Genomic DNA, 19,388 nt, shown 5'->3' on the forward strand with positions numbered 1-19,388 from the left:
AACAATCAGCCTTCCTTGCGGCGGAAACCGCAGGAAATCTGGGGGCGTCGCAAGCTGCGCAGGAGCCAAAATCCCTTGATAGCCGGCCGCCTCCTGGCCTGCCATGAGACGGGCCTGACAGCCGATTTCGTTTGCTCGCAATCTGGACTCTCGCCGGATGCCGGCGATATTTGGTGCAAAATAGCGAAATGCCGCTGCAGTCAGTGCATTCTGCGGCACCGGTCGTCGATACTGCCTGTCATTGATTGCGGCGGTCCCATGTCCCCTTTAATCCACCACATCAGCAGCGATGAAACGCTCCCCAAGTCAGCGGACGTCGTGGTGATCGGCGGTGGGATTGTCGGCGTTCCGCCAACTCAGCTTCCAGCAACTTGATGGAAAACCACATGCCAGACCAAACCACGAGCGCTTCCGCCAGAAAGCTGGCTTTCATCCACACGGTTTCCGGCCTTGTTTCCGAGTTCGAGGGCCTCGCCAAAGAACATTTGCCCGACTGGAAGCCGTTCGCGATCCTCGACGAGAGCCTCCTGAGAAATACCATTGAGCGCGGGTCGCTATCCGATCTGACGAAACGAAGGCTTGGTACCTACGTATGGTCGGCAGTCGATGCCGGGGCAGATGCGATTGTCGTCACATGCTCGACTCTCGGAGCGGCAGTCGATGCCATAGCGCCGCTTTGTCCTGTGCCGCTGTTCCGTATTGATGAAGGCATGGCCAAAGCCGCTGTCGAGCATGGAAACCGCATAGGTGTCCTGGCGACCTTGTCGACAACGCTGGTGCCGACCGTGGAACTGCTGAAGCGCAAGGCATGCGAGGCGGGCAAGGATGTAGCGATCGACGATGTGCTGGTTGAGGGAGCGTTTCAGCTCCTCGCCGGCGGCGACGTCGAAGCCCATGACGCGCAAATCCGCCTAGCTCTCGAAGAGCTGTCGCAGAAGGTCGATGTGGTCGTTTTTGCGCAGGCCTCGATGGCTCGTGCGGTGCGGGGCACGGTCCAAAAGCTTCCAGTCCTGACAAGCCCCGTCCTTGGGGTTGAAAACGTGAAACGGCGTTTAGAGCGGTGAGCGCCTGCAACTGATAATGGATCTCGCTTCTCGAGCCGACATCCCGGTTGCGCCTGAGAACTCGGCGACAGGCGCAGCGAGCCGCGCAGTCTTCACTCAACTGGTTAACGATCCGCCCTGCCTACAGGCATAGACGGCGCCAGCTGCGCCCTCTGCGCCTGGCGAAGATGTCGCCTAGAAATAGCCGAGGATGGATTTGACCTCGAGATACTCCAACATGCCTTCGATGCCATACTCGCGTCCGTTTCCGGACTGCTTGAAACCGCCAAACGGGGCGTTCGGATCCCAGGCCGGGTAGTTGAGATGAACCTGGCCGGCGCGAATCCGCGAGGCGACGTCCTTGACGGCGTCCATATCCTTGCCCTGCACATGGGCCCCCAGGCCGTAGACCGTATCGTTGGCGATAGTGACGGCCTCTTCGACTGTGTCGTAGGGGATGATGCACAGAACTGGGCCGAAGACCTCTTCCTGGGCAATGCGCATGCCTGTGCGCACGTCGGAAAAGATGGTCGGCTTCACATAGAACCCGACGCTCAGATCGTCCGCGCGACCCGACCCGCCGGTGAGGAGCCTGGCTCCCTCCGAAATGCCGACGCCGATCATGGTTTGGATGCGGTCGAACTGGGACCGGTTGGCGATTGCACCGTGAGTGGTGGCTTCCGAAAGAGGATCGCCGACGATGATCTGGGCTGCGGCCCTCTTGGCGACTGCCTCGATCTCGGACAGCCGCTCGCGCGGCACGATCATACGCGTCGGCGCGCTGCATGACTGGCCGAGATTGCGGAAGGCAGCGGCTACGCCCAGCGAAACGGCACGATCGAGATCGGCGTCGGGCAAAATCACGTTCGGCGACTTGCCGCCGAGCTCCTGTCCGACGCGCTTGACCGTCGGCGCGGCGGCCTGGGCCACCGCGATGCCGGCACGGGTGGAGCCGGTGATGGAGATCATGTCAACGGCCGGGTGGGAGGCGAGCCCCATACCCACGCCTGGGCCGTCACCATTGACGAGGTTGAAGACACCGGCAGGGAAGCCGGCTTCCTCAATCGCCTCGGCGAACAGCAGGGCGTCCAAAGGAGAGAGCTCGCTTGGCTTCAGCACGACCGTGCAGCCTGCGGCGAGCGCCGGCGCAACCTTGGCGGTGATCTGGTAGAGTGGCCAGTTCCAGGGCGTGATCAGCGCGCAGACACCGATCGGTTCGTGGGTGACGGCGGTGTGGCCGCGCTGCTCGACGAAGGGGAAGGTTTTCAGGACATCGCGAGCGACCTGCACATGGGCGATCGCCAGCGGCACCTGCGCGGTGCGCGCATATCCGATCGCAGCGCCCATTTCGAGGCTCAAGCATTGCGCAAGCAGTTCATTGCGCGCTTCGAGCAGCGCCTGCAGGCGATCAAGCAGACCCGCGCGGTATTCCGGCCTGGTACGGCTCCAGGTGGCGAACCCCCGGCGGGCCGCTGAAACGGCCGCGTCCACGTCCGCGCTGTTTCCGAGCGGAAACCGGGCCACGACCTCTTCGGTGGCGGGATTCACGACGACGCCCTCGGCGGTGCCCTTCGGCTCGACCCATTGACCGTCGATGAAGAACTTGTCGAGGCGGCCGTTGCGGGACAGGTGTTCGAGGGGCGAAATCATGTGACAAGGTCCTTCATACGGTAATAGGCACCGAGGATCGGCAGGAACCATGGACGCCCGAAATATCCAGGGATCGCCGGCCAGTCGAAATCCTTCCAGGGGTTCAGGTCGGGACGCCCGTCCATAACATCGGCCATGATGCTGCCCATCAGCGTCGACATATGGGTGCCGTGGCCGCTATAGCCCATCGAGTAGTAGATTCCGTTGCGCTCCCCGGCGCGCGGCAGGCGGTCGCGGGTCATGTCGACCATGCCGCCCCAGCAGTAATCGATGCGGATGTCGGCCAGTTCCGGATAGACCTCGACCATCGCCGCTTTCAGGATCCGGCCGCTCTTCTCGTCGGATTGCGGATTGGACACTGCAAACCGGGCCCGCCCGCCGAACAGCATGCGATTGTCCGGCGTCAGCCGCCAGTAGACGACGAGATTGCGTGTGTCGACGACATTGCGTCGGGTTGGCATGAGGCGCTCGAGTTGCGAAGGCGACAGCGGTTCCGTCACGACCAGGAAGGCGCCGACCGGCACGATGCGGCGGCGGATCCATCCGAGCGGACCGACCTGGGAAATGCCGCTCGCCAGCAGGACCTGCCGCGCGACGATCTGGCCGCGCGGGGTCTCGACCTCATGCCCGTCGGCGACCTTGCGCAGAGCCATGACGGGGGCGTTTTCATAGACCTCTGCGCCACGCCGCGCCGCCGCGGTCGCCAGACCCCGGACGAAACGGCCGACATGCATGCTGGCGCTCTTGGGAAACAGCAGCCCGCCATAGTAGCGGTCGGTGCCGACTTCGCTTCGTACGTCGGCGCGCGCGATCATCCTCGTTCCGGGATCGACATCGGCGGCGAGCAGTTCCTGGCTGCGCGCCAGCATGTCGTAGTGCTCAGGCTTGGCGGCAAGCTTCAGCTTGCCGACCCGGGAGAAGCTGCAGTCGATCTTTTCTTCCTGCACCAACCGCTCGACCATATCGACGCCGGCGTCGAAAGCCTTGTAGAGCGCGTTTGCGGCCGGCTTGCCGTGCTTGCCGGCCATGATCGCGTAGTTCTGGGCAAAACCGTTGTTGCACATCCCGCCATTGCGGCCAGATGCGGCGTTGCCGATCGTTTCGGCCTCCAACAGTGCAACCCGGGCGCCCTTTTTGGCGAGGGCCAGCGCCGCGGAGGATCCGGTCAGGCCGCCGCCCACAACCGCCACATCGTAGTGGCCTTCGAGCGGTTTGGACGCGCCCTCATTGAACGGCTGAGAGGTATCCAGCCAATAAGATGTAAACTTCATGATTGCACCACCAGTGCGTCAGTTTGCATGGGCGCCATGCAAAGCGTTGCGATTGGAGCCCCTACCATCCGCGCATCCGCTCCCAATGTGCTTCGATCCGGGGACTGTCCCCGTTGACGACGCTGTAGAAGTGATGCTGGGCGGCCATCGCGCAGGCATGGTTGGGCAGAATCCGGACCCGAGCCCCGAGCGGCAAATCGGGCATGGACTTTCCAGAACCGGCACGAATGGCGAGGATACCGTGTTCCTGGCTGGCCTGCGCCACGATCACATCTTCAAGCACCCGCCCCTTTTCGTCGCAAACCACGCCGTAGCCCTGGTCGATCTGCTGGTTTGCGGTTCCGCGGTCGCGCGAAAGCGCCATCCACCCCGCGTCGACCAGCACCCATCCCTTTTCCGGCTTGGTCCCGATCACGGTGGCCAACACGGAAATCGCGATATCGTCTATGGCACAGACCCCCACCCCGTGCTGGACGAGATCGAAGAACATGTAGACCCCGGCGCGCAGCTCCATGACGCCTTCGAGGTTCTCGGCGAAGTGCGCCGTCGGCGTTGAGCCTAGGCTGACGATCGGGCAGGCATGGCCGTGAGAGCGCAAAGTTTCGGCGGCGCGCACGGTGGCCGAACGCTCGTCCTCGGCTGCCTTGACCAGTGCATCGGGCGTGCTCAAGCCATAGGACTCGCCGGCATGGGCGAGGACGCCGACCAGGTTGGCGCCCGCTGCGACGATCCTGTTGGCCACCTCGAGCAGCTTGGGATCGTCCGGCTTCAGTCCGCCGCGATGGTCGTCGCAGTCCAGTTCGATGAAGACGGACGGCGCCACGCCGGTGGCTTCGCGCACACCGGCCAGGGCGTCGGCCTGCTCCACGGAATCGAGCAGCAGCTTCACATCAGCGCCGGTGCGGCGACAAAGCTCCATGGCGCGGACGGCCGAAGCCGGCGAAATGCCGACTGCATAGGTGATGTCTCGAAAGCCGTGGCCCGCGAAATACTTCGCCTCGGCGATGGTCGAGACCGTGATCGGGCCGGGTTCGCCGGGGAACACATGTCGGGCGACGTCGATGCTTTTGGCCGTCTTCATATGCGGTCGCAGCACCACGCCCAGCTTTCTGGCATGATCGGCCAGACGCTGGATGTTGCGCTCGAGCCGCCCCCGGTCCAGAAGCAGCGACGGGGTGATGAGGGCATCGATCGTTTGTGCCGCCTCACGGATATTTACATTTGTATCCATCGCTTCCCTACCTCATTCCTTAACCGAACGACTGATTTGCCAGGGCATACATGCGGGCAGTCCCGGCGCAGATAGGCTGTCGCCCCTTGACCATCGCGATCACATCACCGACACGCGCGAGGCCCAGGCTATCCAGCCAGTCGCCCAATCCGTGTTCGGCATAGACATCGATGCGCACGAATTGGCCGTGAAGCGTCGCAAGCTGGGCCAGGATCAGGAGACGCGCGTCTTGGGCGCTTTCAGCAGCAACAGGGCCGACCACGTAGCCGCGGCCGAACCGCCTGGCGATGGCGTAGCCTGCAATACGCCCCGCGCGTTCGATGACCAAAACACTGCCCGCATCAGCGAGGCCAGCCACCATCGACGGCCGGGGCATGCCTGTGGCCCGTTCGTCGAAGGCCTGGATTGCCGCGAGGTCAGAGACCGTCGACTGACGGATGTCGTCGCGGGTACTCTGCGTCACGGCAACGGTCAGCGGGCCCTGGTGCTGAATCACCGTGCCCCAGGCATTGAATCCGCGTCGCTTGTAGAGCGCGAGCCCCTCTTCCGTCGAATTGAGCAGCACGTTGCGCCCGTCCGTGGCCTGAAGCAACCCGTCAAAAAGCCGGGAGCCGTTGCCACCGCCTTGCGCGGAGCCGGTGACTATGATCATCCCGGCAGTGGCATAGGCCTGTCCGTAATTCCAGGACATGGCAGTGCCGATCACCTGTCCGGCCCGCTCAAGGACCAGGCCATTGCCGACCGCCACGGCAAATTCCCAGTCCTCCTGGCGATAAGGCCAGCCCATCTCCTGCGACAGCTTCAGCGCGCCCGGCACGTGGCGGGTCTCGAATTTCATCAGCTCGGTCGGGGCGCTGACGATATCTCTGTCATGATCAACGGCCATAAGTGCAACGCTGTCGCTTGATCCAAAGCCATATTGAAGTCGGACCTTAGAGTCGCGCCAGGCCGACAGTTTTCGCTGCCGTTTTGACCTTTGAATTCAGCCGGATCATTCGTTTTGAGCCGTCCGTCGGCATGCCATATGGCGCAAATCGGGCGAGGAACGCGGCAAGGCCACTCGGGCGTCGCTCAGGCGAGGTGCAATGCAGACCTCAGCGGCATCCTTCGGTCGCGGCACACACCTGACCAGCGTCAATGCAATTTGAGACGCGGACGGACAACGCGGTTGACATGGCCGACCAGGATAAGAGCCAGGCCCTTGATCCAGCCATGTATGGCCACCAGGTGCATGCGGTACAAAGACACGTAGATCATCCTGGCCAGCCGCCCCTCGATCGCCATCCGCCCTCCGACGAGGTTTCCCATCAAGCTGCCGACGGTGGAAAACCGGCTCAACGACACTAGCGAACCCTTGTCCCGATAGACAAATGCCTCCGGCGTTTCCCCGGCAATCAAGTGAAGAATGTTGCGATAAGCGGTCGATGCCATCTGGTGGGCAGCCTGAGCTCGTGGCGGCACCGGGCCGCCCGCCCCGTCTGGCTTGAAAAAACAGCAATCGCCGATAGCGAAGATGCGCTCGTCCCGGCTCGTTTGGAGGGTGGGAAGGACGACAAGTTGCCTGCTGCGCGCCACCTCGAGTCCGTCGAGCTCTCCCAGAATATTTGCCCCCTGCACTCCTGCAGCCCAGACGCAAATATCGGCGTGTATCTGCTCCCCGGTAGCAAACCTCAATCCCTTTTCCGTTGCTTCGGATACAGCTGTCTTTGCGAGCACCCGGACGCCGAGGGCCTCAAGTTCCTGATGCGCGGCCTTTGCTAAAGCATCCGGGAGAGCCGGAAGAATCCGCGGCCCGGCCTCTATCAAAGTGACCCTCAACCGGGTCTCGTCGAAGACTTCCAGGCCATAATGTCTCAGAGATGATGCAGCATTGTAGAGTTCAGCAGCGAGTTCGACGCCTGTCGCGCCGCCACCTACGATAGCTATATCAACAAAGGCGTCGTCGCTTGGATCGGCTGACACTGTCCTGGAAACTCGAAGACAATGGTTCAACAACTTCAATCGAAAGCGATCCGCTTGATGACGGTCTTCGAGGAAAAGACAATGATCCTTGACTCCGGGAGTGCCGAAGTCGTTTGAAACCGACCCGATTGCGATTACGAGGTAATCGTATCGGAGCCGATGTCGGCCAACCAGTTCCGACCCGTCATCGTCGAAAATCGGCGCAACTGTGACCTGCCGCGCGGTGCGATCGATGGCCTCCAGCGACCCGTAGAAGAAGCGGTAGCCCCAACGGTGCCCGTGGCCGCGGTAGCCCACTTCGTCAAGATTTGCGTCGAGTGATCCGGCCGCAACCTCATGGAGGAGCGGCTTCCAGACATGGGTGTGGTTCCGCTCGACAAGAATGATATCGAAATCCTTGCGGCCGAGCCGTGCTCCGAGCCGCCGCACGAGTTCAAGACCTCCAGCCCCGCCGCCAACGACGACTATTTGAGTCTTCATTGCTGCTTGCCCGGTCCGTAGCGGAATGCCTCTCGACATGACCAACCGCCTGTCAGCGGCTGGCAGGCCAGATGGCAATCAAGTCCTGGATTCGATAGCCCTGAATGAAAAAGCAGCGTCATCATCGCCCTCACGAACTCAAAAATCGCGCTGTTCCCGGGCGTTCACGCCGCGAATGGCGAGCCCTGGAGTCCAGCCCCAAGGCCGCCCTCACCAGTCCATCACCACCTTGCCGGAATTGCCGCTGCGCATTGCGTCGAACCCGGTCTGGAAGTCGTCCACGCCGATGCGATGGGTGATCAGGCCGCTGACATCGAGCGGACCCTGCACCAGCGCGATCATCTTGTACCAGGTCTCGAACATTTCGCGGCCGTAGATGCCCTTGAGATGCAGCATCTTGAAGATGACCTTGTTCCAGTCGATCTCGAAGCCGGTCGGCGCGATGCCCAGAATGGCGATCTTGCCGCCATTGTTCATGGCGTCGATCATGTCGCGGAAGGCGGGTGCCGCACCCGACATTTCGAGGCCGACGTCAAAACCTTCGGTCATGCCGAGCGCCGGCATGATGTCGCGCAGCTTTTCCTTCGACGCGTCGACCACATGCTGGACGCCGAGCTTTTTCGCCAACGCCAGCCGCACCGGGTTGATGTCGGTGATGACCACTTTTCGCGCGCCGACGCATTGAGCGACGAGTGCACCCATGATGCCGATCGGCCCGGCGCCGGTGACCAGCACGTCCTCGCCGACCAGATCAAAGGACAGTGCGGTGTGAACCGCATTGCCCAGGGGATCGAAGATTGCGGCGATCTCGTCGGGCACGTCGTCAGGGATCGGCACGACGTTGTGCTGCGGGATCGCCAGATATTCACCGAAGGCGCCCGGCCGGTTGACGCCGACGCCGAGCGTGTTGCGGCACAGATGCCCCCTGCCCGCCCGGCAGTTGCGGCAATGGCCGCAGACGATGTGGCCTTCGCCCGAAACACGCTGGCCGATCTTGTATTCGGTGACCGCCGCGCCGAAGTCGGCGACCGTGCCGACGAATTCGTGGCCGGTCACCATCGGCACCGGCACGGTCTTCTGCGCCCACTGGTCCCAATTGTAGATGTGGACGTCGGTGCCGCAGATCGCGGTCTTCTTGATCTTGATCAGAACGTCGTTGGGGCCGATTTCCGGCACCGGCACTTCTTCCATCCAGATACCGGGTTCGGCGCGAGATTTAACGAGTGCGCGCATCATGTTGGACATCAGCCAATCACCCCGAGTTCGCGGCCCACCTCACCGAACGCAGCCACCGCCCGGTCGATATCGGCGGCCGAATGGGCGGCTGACATCTGCGTCCTGATGCGGGCCTGACCCTTGGGCACGACGGGAAAGGAAAAGCCGATCACGTAGATGCCGCGCTCAAGCAGCATGTCGGCCATTTGCGAAGCCAGCGCGGCATCGCCGATCATCACAGGAATGATCGGGTGGTCGGCTCCGGCCAGCGTGAAGCCCGCGCTTTCCATGTTGGCACGGAAGCGCGAGGCGTTGTCGTAGAGCCGGCGGCGCAGGCCGCCGCCCTGCTCGATCATATCCAGCACCTTCAGCGAGGCCCCGGCGATCGCAGGCATCAGCGTGTTGGAAAATAGATAGGGCCGCGAGCGCTGGCGCAGCCATTCGACCACCGACCCACTCGCCGCCGTGTAGCCACCCGAGGCACCCCCCAGCGCCTTGCCGAGCGTGCCGGTGAGAATATGGACCCGGCCCTCGACGCCGCAATATTCCGGCGTGCCGCGGCCGTGCTCGCCGACGAACCCGACGGCGTGGCTGTCGTCGACCATCACCATGGCATTGTGTTTTTCCGCGAGATCGCAGACGCCCATCAGATTGGCGATGATGCCGTCCATGGAAAATACACCATCGGTGGCGATCAGCTTGAAGCGGCTGCCTTCGGCCTTCTTCAATTCCTCCTCGAGCGCCGCCATGTCGTTGTTGGCATAGCGAAAACGTTTTGCTTTGGAGAGCCTGACGCCGTCGATGATCGAGGCGTGGTTCAGCGCGTCGGAAATGACCGCGTCCTCCTCGGAAAGCAGCGTCTCGAACAGGCCGCCATTGGCATCGAAGCAGGAACCGTAGAGGATTGTGTCCTCCATACCGAGGAAGCTCGATATTTTTGCCTCGAGCTGCTTGTGTTCCTCTTGTGTGCCGCAGATGAAGCGCACCGAGGCCATGCCGTAGCCGTATCGGTCGAGCGCGGCCTTCGCCGCTTCGCGCAGCTCTTCGCTGTCGGCGAGGCCGAGATAGTTGTTGGCGCAGAAATTGAGCAGCTTGCGGCCGCCAACCTCGATCTCGGACGACTGGGGCGAGGTGATGACGCGCTCGCGCTTGTACAGGCCCTCCGTCTCGATCTGCGAAAGCAGCTCGCGAACGTGGTCTTTGAGAGTCGGTGCCATCATGCTTTCACTTCTATTGGTGATCTTCGCGGTCTTGCTCATGCGATTTCGCCCCGGAGCACGCGCAACACGCGCTCGAAGTGGCTTGGATCGTGTGCTTTGAGGAGCGCAGCTTCCCGGGGCTGGTACAGATCCCAGAGACGCGATAGCAAAAAACGAAATGCTCCGGCGCGCTGCATCGCAGGAAGCAATAAGCGTTCGGGTCCAGTGAGCGCGCGAACTGACTCATACGCGCCGAGAAAGGCGGCAACTTGCTTAGTATCTTGGCGGCCGGTGCCACTATCGACGCACCAGTCATTGAGGCACACGGCTATATCGAACAGAAAGGTGTCGCATCCGGCGAAGTAGAAATCGAAGACGCCGGTCAGGTGACCACCTTCAAACAACACGTTGTCGCGAAAGAGATCAGCGTGCACCGGCCCCCTGGGGAGTCGCTCGTAGGTGGAGGACACAGCAATTTGGTTCTGAAAGGCCAGTTCGCTTGTGAGCAGCGAGCGCTGTCCCTCAGATGCGCAGCGGCCGACCACCGGCACCACCTCGTTCCACCATTCGAGGCCGCGCGGATTGGCCTGTCGCCGTGGGTAGTCGCTGCCGGTCACGTGCATTCGCGCCAGGATCTCCCCGACAGCGCGACAATGCGACTCTGTCGACGCCGTCACGCTCTCGCCAGGAAGCCTGTTGACGATCACGGCAGGCCGGCCTTTCAGCGTGTGAAGGATTTCGCCTCCGACGTTGGCAACCGGATCCGGGACCGGCATTCGCCGTGCCGCAAGGTGCTTCATCAGGTGAAGGTAGAAGGGCAATTGCTCGAACGTGAGCCGCTCGAACAGGGTCAGCACATATTCGCCTGCCTCGGTATCCACAAAGTAGTTCGTGTTCTCAATTCCGCTCGTGCTGCCGCGAACGGAATTCGGCTGTCCCAGGCCCAGAGCCTGAAAGAAGGTTGCGACTTCGTCGGGTGACAGCTCGGTATATACGGCCATGGCGAAAAAGGTCCCGGTCGAGGAAGCAGCATTTCAGCAGACTGCGGCCTGCAGGATTTCGGCGATGTAGGTCTTCACGGTCTGTGCATCGGCGGGAAGCAGTTTGAACCGTCTCGGCAAACCCTCTATGCCATCGAACCGTTGCGGAGGAACTGGCTCTCGACCCAGGGCCTCTCTGATGGTCTCCGCAAATTTGACCGGCAGGGCCGTCTCGAGCACGATCATCGGCACAACCGAAACCGAATGCTCGCGCGCAACCTTCACGCCGTCTGCAGTGTGTGGATCGATCAGCGCGTTGAAGCGGTGCCACGCGTCACGGATCATCTTCAACCGGTCGGCGTGGGTGCTCTTCCCGCTGCGGAAACCAAAATGGTCCGCCGCCTTCCCGAAGGCGGGATCCCCGCTGAGATCGAACGACCCGCTTTCGCGCAGTTGATCGTAGAACAGCGATCTCGTCCTGCTGGCGTCGCGACCGAGCAAGTCGAACACGAAACGCTCGAGATTGGAGGCCTTGGAAATGTCCATGGATGGGCTCGAGGTTTCATGGGTATCCGCCCGGCCCCGCACGCGATACACCCCGGTGCGGAAAAACTCATCGAGCACGTCGTTCTCGTTGGTCGCAATGACGAGACGGGATATGGGAAGGCCCATCATGCGCGCAACATGACCGGCGCAGACGTTGCCGAAATTGCCCGAGGGAACGGCGAAGTCGACCTCTGACGAATTCTCTTCAGTCACCTGAAAATAGGCAGAGAAGTAATACACCACCTGAGCGACCAGCCGGGCCCAGTTGATCGAATTGACGGCGCCGATCCGGTGGCGCCTCTTGAAGTCAGCATCGCCGGACACGGCTTTCACGATGTCTTGGCAATCGTCGAACACCCCTTCGATGGCAATGTTGTGAATGTTGTCGTCCTGCAGGCTGAACATCTGGGCTTGCTGAAAGGCGCTCATGCGTCCGTGGGGCGACATCATGAAGACGCGGATGCCCTCCTTGCCGCGCATGGCATATTCCGCCGCGCTGCCCGTGTCGCCACTGGTTGCCCCGAGGATATTCAGCTCCTCACCCCGCCGCGCCAGTTCATACTCGAGCAGATTGCCGAGCAACTGCATCGCCATGTCCTTGAACGCCAGGGTGGGACCGTTCGACAGTTCCGCCACATGGAGACCCGTCTCAAGCGTTCGCACGGGCGCGATCCTGGCGGTCCCAAAAACCTCGGGCCTGTAGGTCTTTGCACAAATGGCCTTCAGGTCAGCGGGCGGAATATCGTCGATGTAGAGCGACAGGATTTCAAAGGCGAGCACTGGGTAGGACAAGCCCCGCCACCGTTCCAGCGTGGCATCATCCAGCCGAGGATAGACCTCGGGCACATAGAGGCCGCCATCCGGGGCAAGGCCTTCAAGCAGAACCTCGCAGAACTTCCTGCGTTCGGGATGGCCGCGCGTGGAGATGTAGTGCATGTGATGCTGTTCCTTGTCGCCGCAATTGTTCGGCAAGGGTCGAGTGACCGCCACCCTTCCGCCTGTCAGCGGCTGGCGCGCCACCAGGCGATACGGTCCTGCAGGGCGTAGCCCTTGATAACGGCCGGCAGGAACCACGGATTGCCACGATAGAGCGGGATGGCCGCAGGCGGTCGGAAATCGAATGCGGTGCGCGCCCGATCGCTATGTCCCATCAGCTTGTGAGCCGCACGCGTGCCGACCCATGGCGCCCAGACCACGCCCGAACCGCAGAAGCCGGTGGCATAGACCACGGCATCCTTCTCGAAGATCCTGGGCAGCATGTCGCGGTGCATCGCAACATTGCCGAACCAGCTATGCGAAAGACGAACGTTCTCCAGTTCTGGGAAAATTTCGCCCAGCCCGTTGCGCAGACGGAGCGTCGGGGCTGCCGGATCGCCGGCACGCGAGCTGTCGCGCCCGCCGAGCAGAATGCGTCTGCCGTCCGGCGAAGGGCGGTAATAGAAGCCAAGCTCGCGGCCCTCGCCCATCATCATCCGCTTCGGCATCAGGCGCGCCATCAGCTCAGGCGCGAGTTCCTCGGTGGCAATGATCCGGCTGCGAACCGGCACCAGCCGACGGCGCAGGAAGGGACTGGCGCCATCCGTGTAGCCATTTGTGCAGACCAGCACCTGGCGCGCCTGCACCGTTCCGGCCGAAGTCGCGACGCGGAACCCGGAGCTATCCCTTTCAATTGAGGTCACGGGCGTGTTCGAATGCACCGCCAGTCCCGAAGCGAGCGCCACCCGCAGGAGCTCCGCGTGGAATTTGGCCGGGTGCAGCCCACCGATGTCCATCCGGACCATGCCGCCGCGATAGAAGTCGGTGCCGACGTAGTTGCGCTGCTTTGCATAAGGAACAGCGTAGGATTCGATCCCCAGTTTCCTCGCCAACGCCTCGGCGCCGCGGGCCATCTTCTCGTACTGTTCATATCCGATGGCGCCCTTGAACAGGCCAACCAGTTGAAAGTCGCAGTCGAGCTTTTCCGACTTGATGAAGTCGTAAAGGAATTCGCGCGCGACCTTGCCCTCGGCCTCGATCGCCATGGCTTTTTCTTCGCCGAAGCGCCGGGTGATCGTGGCGTAGTCCAGCCGGATGCTGCCGCTGGTAATTCCGCCATTGCGCGACGAGGCCCCCTCGCCCGGATTCATCGTATCAAAAGCTGCAACCGAGCGCCCCTCGCGCGCCAGCACAAGCCCGGCCGAAAGCCCCGCATAACCGGCGCCGACGATTGCCACATCGACCGTCCTGGCCAGGGGCTGCGGCGGCAGCGGCATGACGGGCGCCGCTTCCCACCAGTAGGGTGTGCTCTTGTTGGCGACTTTCGGCTCGTGCATCAGAGTCACTTCTCGCTGGGTTTTCGGGATCGGGAGCGGACCGCTTTTGCCGGCGAGATCAGACACGGTCGTCCCGCACGTCGAGCGCATCGCGCAACCCGTCGCCGATGAAATTAAAGCTTGTCACGGCGATGGTGATGGCGGCCCCGGGAATGATCGCCAGCCAGGGCGCACTGTCCAGATACTGCTGGGCGCCCTCGAGCATGTTGCCCCAGCTGGGCAGCGGCGGCTGAATGCCATAACCCAGGAAACTGATATAGGCTTCCAGGAGAATAGCGTGCGCAACTGTCAGCGTCGCGGCCACGATGATCGGGCCCATGGCGTTGGGCAGGATCTCGCGGAACATGATATGCGCACCGCTAAGCCCCAGCATGCGCCCGGCCAGCACAAACTCGCGCTCGCGCAATGACCGCACCTCGGCCTCGACAATCCGGGCTACCTCCATCCAGCTGGTGACAGCGACGATGACGGTGACCATAGCCGGGCTCGGCTTCAGTGCCGCGGCCAAGGCCAGCAGCAGGAAGATGGAGGGGAATGACAGGAAGCCGTCGACCGTGCGCATCAGCGCTGCGCCGATCCAGCCGCCGCGGTAGCCCGCGATCACGCCGACGAGCGTTCCGATCAGCGTCGACAGCAGCATGGCGAAGAAGGCCACCAGCAGTGAAGTCCTCCCCGCCATGAACAGTCGCGCCGCCACGTCCCGCCCCAAAGGGTCGGTCCCGAGATAGTGGTCGCCGGTCAGCGGCGGTGAAAAGCGGGCGCGCAAATCGATGTAGAGGGAATCATAGGGCAGGAGATGAGGGCCGAAGACGCATGCCAGCGTGAGAAGGGTGATCATCGCCACCCCCAGCAACGCCAGATGATGGCTCGTGAAACGGCGCACGGTGCGGCTGCGCCACCAGCGGCCTGGTCCTGCATTTGCGGCGAGAGCGGTCATTTCGGGTGCCTCCTGTAGGGCGTGAGGTTAGGCGCTCAACCCAGACGAATGCGCGGGTCGACGATCGCCACGGCAATATCTGCGATCAGGTTGCCCAGAATGACGAGAATGGCCGAGAACATCAGCAGTCCCATCACGACCGGGTAGTCGCTGTAGCCGAGGCTGTCCAGGAACAGTCGACCCATGCCCGGCCAGGTAAACACTGTCTCCGTCACCAGCGCGCCGGTCAGGATGCTGGGAAGCTGCACCCCAGCCAGTGTGATCATCGGCAAAAGCGCATTGCCGACGACGTGCTTCATTATGACTCGGCGCTCGCTCAGGCCCTTGGCGCGGGCGGTCTTGACAAAATCCTGGCTGATGGCGTCGAGCGTCGCCGATCGCATGTATCGGCTCCAGATCGCGACATGCACCAGCGACAGCACGATGCTTGGCATGATCAGGTGATGCAGGTAGTTCAGGACCGAGCCGTCGCCGATCGTGTACATGTTGCCTGCAGGCAGCCAGCCCAGCTGCAAGGAGAAGATGTAGATGCCGACGAGCCCGAACCAGAAGGTCGGGATCGACAGCGCGACCATGGCTCCGACCGTCGCCATATAGTCGAACAGCGAATAGCGGTGCGTGGCGCCACGAATGCCGATCCAGGTGCCGATGGCGATTGCGATGGCGGTGGACGTACCCATCAGCAGCAGCGTCGCAAGGACGTGCCGGCCAATCACTGCCAGCACAGGCGCGCCATCGCGGAAGGAGTGGCCCCAGTCGCCCTGGAGAAGCCGCCAGGCCCAGTCGAGATATTGGATAAAAAGCGGACGGTTCAGCCCCAATTGCTCTTTCAGGCGCTCGAGATCGTCCTGCGTCATGCCGGGATCGAGCCCGAATTGCGCCAGCGGACCCCCCGGCAGCAGGTTCAGGACGAAAAACCCGATGACCGAGACGATCAGGAGCAGGATGAGGCTCTGTGAGAGCCGGTTGAGCAGGAAGCCGCGCATTCATCTCTCCTCTTTCAAGACAGCGCTGATGACTGGCCGCCGCCGCGAGGCGGCGGCGGCGTATGGATGTCAGGCCTTCCAATACCATCCGGCGGCATGCCAGGATGCGACGCGGGTGTTGGAATTTGCCTCGAAACCCTCCAGCCCTTCCTTGCAGCCGAACACGTTGGTGTAGGCAAACAGAGGCAGGAACGGCAGATCCTGACGGACGATTTCCTGCACGCGCAGATAGATGGCGCGCCGCTGTTCCCGATCGAAGGTGCGGGCGCCCTTCTCGAGCAGCGCATCGACCTCCGGGTTGGAGTATTGGCCTGTGTTCGAGCCCTTTCCGCCCTTGGCGACGATCGCCTTGGTATGCAGGCGGTTGAAAACGTCGGGGTCGCCCGCGATGAGATTGGTTACACCGGAGATGGCTGACTCGAACTGCGATTTGAGCCAGAAATCGCCCCACATGACGGCGGCCGGCAGGTTCGAGATGGTCATCTCGACTCCGATCTCGGCGAATGTCTGCTGCAGGAACTGCTGCGTCTGCTCGCGCAGGTGGTTGCCGGAAGTGGTGGAGTTGGCGAACGACAGACGCACCCCGTCCTTCGCCCGTATTCCATCGGCTCCGGGCACCCAGCCGGCCTCGTCGAGGATCTGGCCCGCGCGCTCGATGTTGAACTCCTGCGCCGGCAGGTTCGGATTGTAGTAGTAGGAATTCTGCGGCATGAACGTCTCGGTAGGGGTGTGGACCCCGTAATAAAGTGCTTCGAGGATCGCTTTCCTGTCGATTGCGGCGTAGAGCGCCTGGCGGACCGCCGGATCCTTGAATTGCGGCTTCTCAAGATTGAGATAGATCGACTCGACCGATGACCCGCGCTCCAACATGACCACCCGATCCGACAGTTGGCTGGCTTCCGCGTAGTGGTCGGCGGTTATGAATGCCTGGTCGACAAGATCGATGTCGCCGCTCTTGAACTGGGTATAGAGCACTGTCATGTCGGGGATGTATTTGAAGACGAGCCGCTCCAAATAGGGACCCTCCCCGGCATAATCCGCGTTCGCGACGAGTTCGATATGGTCGCCGGCAGTGCGCTTCGCCCATTTGAATGCGCCAGTGCCGACAGGCGCCTGATTGAAGGCGGCGGCGTTGGGGTCGGCCTCTTTTTCGAGGATGTGCTTGGGAACCATGAAGGTTTCGGCGAGAAACGACAAATAGGGGGCGAAAGCCTCCTCCATCCGCCAGGTGAGCTCGGTCGGCGAGACCACCTTGATATCGCGCACCAGCGAATGGCCCGCCGTGCGCCACGCGCGGAATTTCGGATTGGTGATGAGCTCGAGAGTGAATTTGACGTCTTCGGCCGTGAACGGCTTGCCGTCGTGCCAGCGGACATCGTCACGCAGGCGAATGCGCCACACAAGCCCGTCCTCTGAAATGCCGCCGTTTTTCTGGCTGGGCACTTCGACAACGAGATTGGGCTGAAGAACACCCTTAGGGTCCATGCGAACGAGTGCATCAAACACCGAGAAATGCACAGCGTCGTCGCACTCGGTATGCGGCATCAGTGGATTGAAGACGGTGGGTTCCTGCGAAAATCCGACGACGACGCGGCCGGTTGGGCTCGCTGGAGGCTTCTGGGCGAAGGCGGGTTTGCCCAACAGATTGGGCGCAATGAGGCCTGCAGCCCCGCCTATCGCCATCAACCGCAGTGCATCGCGTCGCGAGTAGTTTGATTTGGTGTTTGAGCGTTCAGTCATTGGAATTCCCCTTGTTCTGGCGGTATCCGCCGTGGCTCTTACCCATTTGCTGCAACCGGACGGGTAGATCCCGGCTGCTCTCCAGGAATCGCCGCCACCAGCTCACGTGTGTAGGCTGATTGCGGGTCGAGGAAGATTTGCGAGGGAGGACCGCGTTCGACGATCCGCCCTTTCTGCATCACCGCGATTTCGTCGCAGATCTGGCTGGCGACGCGCAGGTCGTGGGTGATGAAGATCATCGACACGCCGGTTTCCCGCTGGATCTGGTCGAGCAGCTGCAGGATCTGGGCCTGGATCGACACGTCGAGCGCCGACACCGCTTCGTCGGCGATCAGCAGCTTCGGCTTGAACATCAGTGCCCGAGCGATGCCGATGCGCTGGCGCTGCCCACCGGAGAATTCATGCGGAAAGCGATCAAAGGCGCCGGCATCGAGCCCGACATGGGCCAGTAGCGCCTTCGCCTCTTCACGCGCCTGGGCATAGGGCGTCCCATGCGCGACTGGGCCAACGGTCAGGATGTGGCCGATCGTCGAGCGCGGGTTGAGCGAGGCGAAGGGATCCTGGAAGATCATCTGGACCCGCGGCCGCAGCGGGCGGAATTCGGCTTCGGAAAGCTTGGCGATGTCGCGGCCCTCGAACAGAATCCCGCCGCCGTCGCTGTCCAGCAGCTTGATCAAAAGCCGACCAAGCGACGATTTGCCGGAACCGCTTTCGCCCACAACGCCCAGCGTGCGCCCGGGCGCCAGATCGAACGAGACCTCGTTGACCGCGGGCACGACGCGCTGCGCGCTGAACAGGGAACTGCCGCTGCGGTAGGTCTTCATCAGGCCTTCGACCTTCAGGATCGGCGCTTTGTCCGCCGTCTCCAGAGGAACGCGGTCCTCACCGGTCAGGTGCGGGACGGCTGCGATAAGGCGCCTTGTGTAGGGATGGCCAGGCGACTTCAGGACCTGTTGAGCGCTACCCTGCTCGACGATGTGGCCCTTCTCCATCACCACGACACTGTCTGCGATCTCGGCCACCACCCCGAAGTCATGGGTGATGAACATGACGCTCATTCCCTTGCGTCGCTGAATCTCGCGGATCAGCTCCAGAATCTGCGCCTGGGTGGTCACGTCGAGCGCGGTCGTCGGTTCATCCGCGATCAGGATCGTCGGCTCGAGCGCCAGCGCCATGGCGATCATCACCCGCTGCCGCTGCCCGCCGGAGAGGCGGAACGGATACTGGTGGTACATGAGTGCCGGGTCCGGCAGTCCCACCTCAGTCAGCAGTTCGATAGCGCGGCCGCGACGGGATTTCGGAGTGCCGACGCCATGCGCCGCCATGACCTCGTCGATCTGTGCACCCACGGTCATCAACGGATTGAGCGCCGACAGCGGATCCTGGAAGATCATCGACACCACTCGGCCGCGCAGGCTGCGCAGCTTGTCCTGCGGCATGCCTATGATGTTCATCCCATCGAGATGGATGGCGCCCGAGGAGACGCGGATCACATTGGGCAGTAGCCCCATGATGGCGTTGGCGGTGACCGACTTGCCGGATCCAGACTCGCCAATGACGCACAGAATCTGGCCGCGTTTCAGATCAAAGGAGATGTTCTCGACGGCATGGGTCCGTTCCATGCCTTTTGGCAAATTCACCGTGAGGTCGCGCACCGAAAGCGCCACATCGTGGGGGGCTACAGGCTGGATGGTTGCGACCATTGCGATCATCTCCCGTTTGAACCGAGTGGGTCCACGCTGTTGCGGACCTTATCATCGCGCTTTGAGCAGAAGCGCCTCACTATAGCGTCCGTCGTCTGGCCATCTCGGCGCATCGAGCGCTGAGGCTGCGAGA

15 protein-coding genes are annotated in these 19,388 nt (G+C 62.3%); 1 reads left to right on the forward strand and 14 read right to left on the reverse strand.

Features of this window, described 5'->3' with window-relative positions; all coding sequences use genetic code 11:
• Positions 1 to 386: 386 nt before the first annotated feature.
• Positions 387 to 1,064 (forward strand): aspartate/glutamate racemase family protein, encoded by a 678-nt coding sequence (locus BQ8794_RS13695; protein WP_077378400.1) that lies wholly within the window; start codon positions 387 to 389, stop codon positions 1,062 to 1,064.
• A 174-nt stretch (positions 1,065 to 1,238) separates the two neighbouring features.
• Here BQ8794_RS13695 and BQ8794_RS13700 read toward each other — a convergent pair whose 3' ends face one another.
• The 14 genes from BQ8794_RS13700 to BQ8794_RS13765 form a co-directional block, all read right to left on the reverse strand.
• Positions 1,239 to 2,693 (reverse strand): aldehyde dehydrogenase family protein, encoded by a 1,455-nt coding sequence (locus tag BQ8794_RS13700; protein WP_077378203.1) that lies wholly within the window; start codon positions 2,691 to 2,693, stop codon positions 1,239 to 1,241.
• Positions 2,690 to 3,964 (reverse strand): NAD(P)/FAD-dependent oxidoreductase, encoded by a 1,275-nt coding sequence (locus BQ8794_RS13705; protein ID WP_077378206.1) that lies wholly within the window; start codon positions 3,962 to 3,964, stop codon positions 2,690 to 2,692. Before BQ8794_RS13705 ends, BQ8794_RS13700 begins: the two co-directional genes overlap by 4 nt.
• A 61-nt stretch (positions 3,965 to 4,025) precedes the next feature.
• The gene (locus BQ8794_RS13710; RefSeq protein ID WP_077378210.1) at positions 4,026 to 5,195 is read right to left on the reverse strand and encodes an alanine racemase; all 1,170 of its coding nucleotides are present in this window, start codon (positions 5,193 to 5,195) and stop codon (positions 4,026 to 4,028) included.
• A gap of 19 nt (positions 5,196 to 5,214) precedes the next feature.
• Positions 5,215 to 6,081 carry a GNAT family N-acetyltransferase gene (locus BQ8794_RS13715; RefSeq protein ID WP_077378213.1) on the reverse strand — a complete coding sequence of 289 codons (867 nt, stop codon included), beginning with the start codon at positions 6,079 to 6,081 and terminating at the stop codon, positions 5,215 to 5,217.
• A 248-nt stretch (positions 6,082 to 6,329) separates the two neighbouring features.
• The gene (locus BQ8794_RS13720; RefSeq protein ID WP_077378216.1) at positions 6,330 to 7,637 is read right to left on the reverse strand and encodes an NAD(P)/FAD-dependent oxidoreductase; all 1,308 of its coding nucleotides are present in this window, start codon (positions 7,635 to 7,637) and stop codon (positions 6,330 to 6,332) included.
• Between the two features lie 210 nt (positions 7,638 to 7,847).
• Positions 7,848 to 8,882: an L-threonine 3-dehydrogenase gene (gene tdh / locus BQ8794_RS13725; RefSeq protein WP_077378219.1), complete on the reverse strand. Its 1,035-nt coding sequence runs from the start codon at positions 8,880 to 8,882 to the stop codon at positions 7,848 to 7,850.
• Entirely contained in the window at positions 8,882 to 10,069 is a 1,188-nt protein-coding gene (locus BQ8794_RS13730) for a glycine C-acetyltransferase (protein ID WP_077378403.1), read from the reverse strand. Before BQ8794_RS13730 ends, tdh begins: the two co-directional genes overlap by 1 nt.
• Positions 10,070 to 10,107: 38 nt before the next feature.
• Positions 10,108 to 11,052: a homoserine kinase gene (locus BQ8794_RS13735; RefSeq protein WP_077378222.1), complete on the reverse strand. Its 945-nt coding sequence runs from the start codon at positions 11,050 to 11,052 to the stop codon at positions 10,108 to 10,110.
• A 33-nt stretch (positions 11,053 to 11,085) separates the two neighbouring features.
• On the reverse strand, positions 11,086 to 12,597 hold the full coding sequence (gene thrC, locus BQ8794_RS13740; RefSeq protein WP_244554941.1) for a threonine synthase: 1,512 nt from the start codon (positions 12,595 to 12,597) through the stop codon (positions 11,086 to 11,088).
• Entirely contained in the window at positions 12,579 to 13,889 is a 1,311-nt protein-coding gene (locus BQ8794_RS13745; RefSeq protein WP_077378406.1) for an NAD(P)/FAD-dependent oxidoreductase, read from the reverse strand. Before BQ8794_RS13745 ends, thrC begins: the two co-directional genes overlap by 19 nt.
• A 58-nt stretch (positions 13,890 to 13,947) precedes the next feature.
• Positions 13,948 to 14,826, reverse strand: a complete 879-nt coding sequence (locus tag BQ8794_RS13750) for an ABC transporter permease (protein WP_077378227.1) — start codon at positions 14,824 to 14,826, stop codon at positions 13,948 to 13,950.
• Between the two features lie 35 nt (positions 14,827 to 14,861).
• Positions 14,862 to 15,812 carry an ABC transporter permease gene (locus tag BQ8794_RS13755; protein ID WP_077378230.1) on the reverse strand — a complete coding sequence of 317 codons (951 nt, stop codon included), beginning with the start codon at positions 15,810 to 15,812 and terminating at the stop codon, positions 14,862 to 14,864.
• A 69-nt stretch (positions 15,813 to 15,881) separates the two neighbouring features.
• Complete coding sequence (locus BQ8794_RS13760) at positions 15,882 to 17,552, reverse strand: peptide ABC transporter substrate-binding protein (protein ID WP_077378233.1); 1,671 nt, start codon at positions 17,550 to 17,552, stop codon at positions 15,882 to 15,884.
• Positions 17,553 to 17,590: 38 nt separating this feature from the next.
• Positions 17,591 to 19,255, reverse strand: coding sequence for an ABC transporter ATP-binding protein (locus tag BQ8794_RS13765; protein WP_077378409.1), 1,665 nt, complete (start codon positions 19,253 to 19,255; stop codon positions 17,591 to 17,593).
• Between the last annotated feature and the right edge of the window lie 133 nt (positions 19,256 to 19,388).

Source organism: Mesorhizobium prunaredense, assembly GCF_900156895.1.
GTDB lineage: Bacteria > Pseudomonadota > Alphaproteobacteria > Rhizobiales > Rhizobiaceae > Mesorhizobium > Mesorhizobium prunaredense.

Excerpts from the sequence above, each read along its gene's own strand:
- BQ8794_RS13695 (WP_077378400.1), top strand. The coding sequence starts at position 387 with ATGCCAGACCAAACCACGAGCGCTTCCGCCAGAAAGCTGGCTTTCATC.
- BQ8794_RS13700 (WP_077378203.1), bottom strand. The coding sequence starts at position 2,693 with ATGATTTCGCCCCTCGAACACCTGTCCCGCAACGGCCGCCTCGACAAG.
- BQ8794_RS13705 (WP_077378206.1), bottom strand. The coding sequence starts at position 3,964 with ATGAAGTTTACATCTTATTGGCTGGATACCTCTCAGCCGTTCAATGAG.
- BQ8794_RS13710 (WP_077378210.1), bottom strand. The coding sequence starts at position 5,195 with ATGGATACAAATGTAAATATCCGTGAGGCGGCACAAACGATCGATGCC.
- BQ8794_RS13715 (WP_077378213.1), bottom strand. The coding sequence starts at position 6,081 with ATGGCCGTTGATCATGACAGAGATATCGTCAGCGCCCCGACCGAGCTG.
- BQ8794_RS13720 (WP_077378216.1), bottom strand. The coding sequence starts at position 7,637 with ATGAAGACTCAAATAGTCGTCGTTGGCGGCGGGGCTGGAGGTCTTGAA.
- tdh (WP_077378219.1), bottom strand. The coding sequence starts at position 8,882 with ATGTCCAACATGATGCGCGCACTCGTTAAATCTCGCGCCGAACCCGGT.
- BQ8794_RS13730 (WP_077378403.1), bottom strand. The coding sequence starts at position 10,069 with ATGGCACCGACTCTCAAAGACCACGTTCGCGAGCTGCTTTCGCAGATC.
- BQ8794_RS13735 (WP_077378222.1), bottom strand. The coding sequence starts at position 11,052 with ATGGCCGTATATACCGAGCTGTCACCCGACGAAGTCGCAACCTTCTTT.
- BQ8794_RS13745 (WP_077378406.1), bottom strand. The coding sequence starts at position 13,889 with ATGCACGAGCCGAAAGTCGCCAACAAGAGCACACCCTACTGGTGGGAA.
- BQ8794_RS13750 (WP_077378227.1), bottom strand. The coding sequence starts at position 14,826 with ATGACCGCTCTCGCCGCAAATGCAGGACCAGGCCGCTGGTGGCGCAGC.
- BQ8794_RS13755 (WP_077378230.1), bottom strand. The coding sequence starts at position 15,812 with ATGCGCGGCTTCCTGCTCAACCGGCTCTCACAGAGCCTCATCCTGCTC.
- BQ8794_RS13760 (WP_077378233.1), bottom strand. The coding sequence starts at position 17,552 with ATGACTGAACGCTCAAACACCAAATCAAACTACTCGCGACGCGATGCA.
- BQ8794_RS13765 (WP_077378409.1), bottom strand. The coding sequence starts at position 19,255 with ATGGTCGCAACCATCCAGCCTGTAGCCCCCCACGATGTGGCGCTTTCG.